This window comes from Frateuria sp. (assembly GCF_035695185.1).
In the GTDB taxonomy this organism is placed as follows: Bacteria; Pseudomonadota; Gammaproteobacteria; order Xanthomonadales; family Rhodanobacteraceae; genus Frateuria_A.
In genome coordinates this window covers 1-3,975 of sequence record NZ_DASSES010000061.1, presented here as the reverse complement: position 1 = coordinate 3,975, position 3,975 = coordinate 1, and the positions used below count along the sequence as shown (strand labels likewise).

The window sequence follows — 3,975 nt, the reverse complement described above, 5'->3', positions numbered from 1 at the left end:
GCCTCCACCGCGCCCGTTTTCGTTTGCGGCGCGCCCGGTGGCGGCGGCCGGAGGAGGAGGGCGGCGCCCCGCACGCGGAGACCACGCGAACTTGGCAGGCACTTCACGTGGGGCGTCGATACTGGCCGCTCCGAAGCGGGCTCGACGTTGCGGGCCGGGGGGCGTTCGGTATCCGTTCGCTGCTGGCAAGCCACCTGTTGCAAGGAGGAATCACGCATGAACGCACTCCAAGAAGCCACCGCGCACTACCAACCGAAATGGGGCCGGCTGTCGGCGCCCGTGGATCCGGAGGAAACGCGCATCCGGATGCGGGCGCAGTCGGTGCTTTCCGGCGGGGAACTGGGCCAGTGCCCGCCGCTGGACATCCGGCAGGCAAGGGACGTCCTGGCCTGGTACCGGCCGCAGTACTGAGACCGTCAGCGGCCGGCGGGGCGCGGCAGGCCCTTTGGCTCCAGGGAGCGAGGTGGCCTTCCACGCAGGCTGCGCAAGGACGTCAGTTCACTCCGGCCCCGTGCGCCGCGGCACGGGCCGGGGTGGCATGCCCCAGGGCGTGCACCGTCAGTTGCTGTCGCCCGCTGATGCCGGCGCGCTCGAAGATGTTGTGCAGGTGCGTCTTGACCGTGGTCGGGCTGATTCCCATGCGCCGGCCGATTTCCTTGTTGCTCAAGCCCTGGATGACCCAGCGCACGATTTCCCGCTGGCGATCGGTAAGCGGCCCGATGCCGGGCGCCGGCGACCGGTCCGACCGCACCATGCGTCGCAGATCGGCCAGCGCGGCGGCCATCAGGGCACGCGGGATCCAGGAGTCGCCGCCATGGATGGCCTGGATGGCCCGGCGCCAGGCCGCAGGCGGCGCATCGCGGGGCAGGCAGCCATGCACGCCCAGCTCCACGCCGGCAAGGATCTCCGGCCGGGCCAGGGTGTCGGCATAGAGCATTACCCGCGGCGGGACATGCCGGGCCAGCAGGTGGCCGAGCGGCCCGGCCTGCACCCAGCAGGCGTCCAGTACCGCCACCGACGGCCGGTGCGCAGCGACCAGCATGGACAGGTGCCCGGGCGCATCGCTGTCGCCAAGGACCCGCAGCTCCGGGAAGCGCGCGAACCCGGCGACCAGCGCACGACGGGTGGCGTGGTCCGGACCACCTAGCACGATGCTGATCATGCGGCCCTCCCGCGCTTCCGCGCTTTTTTCGGAGCATTGGCAGGCCACCGTGAGCGGAACGTATAACGCGGCCTGCCGCAAGGCCGGCTCAATCCGGCAGGCAGTGATCCCGAAAGGCAGCAGCCCCGTCCGTCTCCGGTCGCGTGGGCCTACTCCAATCGGAGTATTCATCCGCCGCGACATGCGCCGCATGCTGCGCACTCCCCCGCTGCGGCGGTCTCCCCGGGAGTACACGCTCATGAAGATCACGCGCCTGCTCGGCCTGCCCCTGCTTGCCGTCGTGCTGACACTGGTCGGTGCGGCACCAGCCTGGGCGGCCACCGTCGTCACCTATACCGGCCAGGGCTTCGACTTCGACGGCAATACGCACAACCTGCAGGACGAACGCTGCGGCCTGACCGGGCAGAACGACGCCGACGATGGCGGCACCGGCCTGTTCGCCAACTGGCATGGGCCAGGACAACCCTATCGGACCGGCGATGGTTACCTGGTCTGGGTGCTCACCGCCAATGGCGCGGTGTCGGCCACGCTGACCCTGCCGGATCGTACCGTGCAGATGATCAAGGTCGGCGGCACCTTCAAGTACGCAAGCAGGTATTACCGCTACCGCAACCTGGTTGGCCTGCCGGTGACCGCCACCTACGAGGGCGTGGTCAAGGGCAACGTGCAACTGGTGGTCAGCCACGGTTGCCAGCCGATGAAGACGCCGGGCGCATGGTGCTCGCCGGGCTTCTGGAAGAACGCCTCGCAGGACGCCTGGAACCTGGTCGGCGTGGACAAGTACGCCACCTTCAACGATACGGTCGTCCCGGGCTTCTACATCACGCCTTCGCCGGCCCAGCCGACGCTGTGGCAGGTTCTTACCACGCCCGGCGGAAACACCTTCGGCGCGCCGAAGCCGCCGTACTGGTTGAACGCCTACAAGGCGACCGCCGCCTATCTCACCAGCCGGATCCCGGGTTACCGGTTCGACCCGAAGCAGGTCGGCAACGAATGCGCCTGCCCGATCGACAGCCACGGCAACTACAAGACACCGATCGACTGAGGGCGTAGGCAGGCTCTCGCGCATGCCTCCTGTGCAACCGGGGGCATGCGCGGGCTATGCCGGTGGCCTCGCAAACGGGCGGGAATCGCCCAAGGCCGACTCCCCGGCGGAGCGGGTGCCTGGTGCGGCGGGATTCGGGCCATGCCCATGGCAGGGGCACCCCCTGGCGCTCAGCCATCCAGCGTGGCGCGCGCCTGCAAGGGCGGGCGCCGGGCCAAGGTGATCTCGGTATGGAACGGCACGCCGTTGCGCAGGCCGGACACTTCCACCTTGGTGCCGGGCTTGAGTGCAGCCTCGTGCCGGCGCAGGTCCGCCGGATCGAGGATGTTGTCGGTACCGATGCGCAGCAGGATGTCGTGCGGCTGGATGCCGGCCTGGGCCGCGGGCCCGCCGGGATAGACATCGGTCACCTGCGCCCCGCGCGCTGCCGCGGGCAGGCCGCTGTCCGCGGCCACCGGCACGAAGGCGTAGTCGGCGCCAAGCCAGCCGCGCACCACGTGCCCGGTGGCGATGATCTGGTCGAGCACGTTCTTGGCGTTGCCCACGGGGATGGCGAAGCCGATGCCCTCGGCATTGGCCTGCCGGCCGATCAGCAAGGTGTTGATGCCGACCAGTTCGCCCCTGGCGTTGACCAGCGCGCCGCCGGAGTTGCCCAGGTTGATCGCCGCGTCGGTCTGGATGAAGTCCTCGGCGCTCGAGCTGGAGAGCTGCCGCCCGACCGCGCTGACGATGCCCATGGTCACCGTCTGGTTGAGGCCCAGCGGGTTGCCGATCGCGAGCACGACGTCGCCCGCACGCAGCGACTGGCCATCGGCGATCCGGATCACCGGGAGGTTCCCGGCGTCGACCTTGAGCACCGCAAGGTCCGTCTCCTCGTCCGCGCCGACCAGCGTGGCCTTGGCGATGCGGCCGTCGTAGAGCAGTACCTGGATGTCGTCGGCGTTGGCGATCACGTGGTTGTTGGTCAGCACGTAGCCCTTGTCGCTGACGATCACGCCCGAGCCCAGCACCTGCTGCGGGCGCTTGTAGGCGGGGCCGGTGGGCAGGCCGCCGAACAGCCGCTGCAGCACCGGGTCCTCGTACATCTGCACCGCGCGCGCGGTCACCATCTTGTTGGCGTAGATGTTGACCACCGCGGGCGCCGCCTTCGCCACGGCGTCGGCGTAGGACACCGGGCCGCTCCCCAGTGCCGGCGCCGGGGCCTGCGTCGCCACGGCAGGCTGCGCCGAGGACGGGGCCTGCGGGGCATGGCGCAGGCCGAAGCGTGCGCGCAGGCGGTCGCCGCTGCCGGGCCAGAGCAGCCCGACCACGAAGGCGAGCGCCAGTCCCAGGATGACGAAGCGGGCGATAAAGGCGAGCGCGCCGGCGGCGTTCTTCATGGCTACAAGGGTTTGGGTGGGCCGGGCCTGGGGCGCGTGGGGCGGGTCGGCACGGGCCGCCTCGCCCTTGTGTGATTGATTGTACGGGCCAGGCCCTGACGCTACACTAACGCGATTTTTGCAGGCTCCCAAACGGGGCTCGCATCTCAATGGCATTGCATGTACCGGAGAGCCTGATGGCGAACGAAGTCGTCGATCATGGCCGCCGCCGTTTCCTGCTCGCGACCACCTCGGTGGTCGGCGGAGTGGGAGTCGTCGCGGCAGCCGTGCCCTTCATCAAGTCCTGGGAGCCCAGCGCCCGCGCCAAGGCCGCCGGTGCGCCGGTCATGGCCGACATCGGCAAGATCGAGCTGGGTCAGAAGGTCGACTACGCGTGGCGCGGCCTGCCC

The 3,975-nt window shown here is 69.8% G+C and carries 5 protein-coding genes; 3 read left to right on the top strand and 2 right to left on the bottom strand.

Annotated features, from left to right (window positions below; translation table 11 throughout):
* Positions 1–216: 216 nt before the first annotated feature.
* Positions 217–411: a hypothetical protein gene (locus VFH59_RS04300; RefSeq protein WP_325163651.1), complete on the top strand. Its 195-nt coding sequence runs from the start codon at positions 217–219 to the stop codon at positions 409–411.
* A gap of 82 nt (positions 412–493) precedes the next feature.
* Here VFH59_RS04300 and VFH59_RS04295 read toward each other — a convergent pair whose 3' ends face one another.
* On the bottom strand, positions 494–1,162 hold the full coding sequence (locus VFH59_RS04295; protein WP_325163650.1) for a response regulator transcription factor: 669 nt from the start codon (positions 1,160–1,162) through the stop codon (positions 494–496).
* 238 nt (positions 1,163–1,400) lie between these two features.
* Here VFH59_RS04295 and VFH59_RS04290 point away from each other — a divergent pair, with 238 nt between their 5' ends.
* On the top strand, positions 1,401–2,207 hold the full coding sequence (locus tag VFH59_RS04290) for a hypothetical protein (protein ID WP_325163649.1): 807 nt from the start codon (positions 1,401–1,403) through the stop codon (positions 2,205–2,207).
* A gap of 170 nt (positions 2,208–2,377) precedes the next feature.
* On the opposite strand, the gene VFH59_RS04285 is transcribed toward VFH59_RS04290, so the two are convergent.
* Positions 2,378–3,586 carry a S1C family serine protease gene (locus VFH59_RS04285; protein ID WP_325163648.1) on the bottom strand — a complete coding sequence of 403 codons (1,209 nt, stop codon included), beginning with the start codon at positions 3,584–3,586 and terminating at the stop codon, positions 2,378–2,380.
* Between the two features lie 176 nt (positions 3,587–3,762).
* Here VFH59_RS04285 and VFH59_RS04280 point away from each other — a divergent pair.
* The coding region (locus VFH59_RS04280) for a ubiquinol-cytochrome c reductase iron-sulfur subunit N-terminal domain-containing protein (RefSeq protein ID WP_325163647.1) at positions 3,763–3,975 on the top strand (213 nt) is incomplete at its 3' end.

Coding starts and splice junctions, on each gene's coding strand:
- VFH59_RS04300 (WP_325163651.1), top strand. CDS start 217: ATGAACGCACTCCAAGAAGCCACCGCGCACTACCAACCGAAATGGGGC.
- VFH59_RS04290 (WP_325163649.1), top strand. CDS start 1,401: ATGAAGATCACGCGCCTGCTCGGCCTGCCCCTGCTTGCCGTCGTGCTG.
- VFH59_RS04295 (WP_325163650.1), bottom strand. CDS start 1,162: ATGATCAGCATCGTGCTAGGTGGTCCGGACCACGCCACCCGTCGTGCG.
- VFH59_RS04285 (WP_325163648.1), bottom strand. CDS start 3,586: ATGAAGAACGCCGCCGGCGCGCTCGCCTTTATCGCCCGCTTCGTCATC.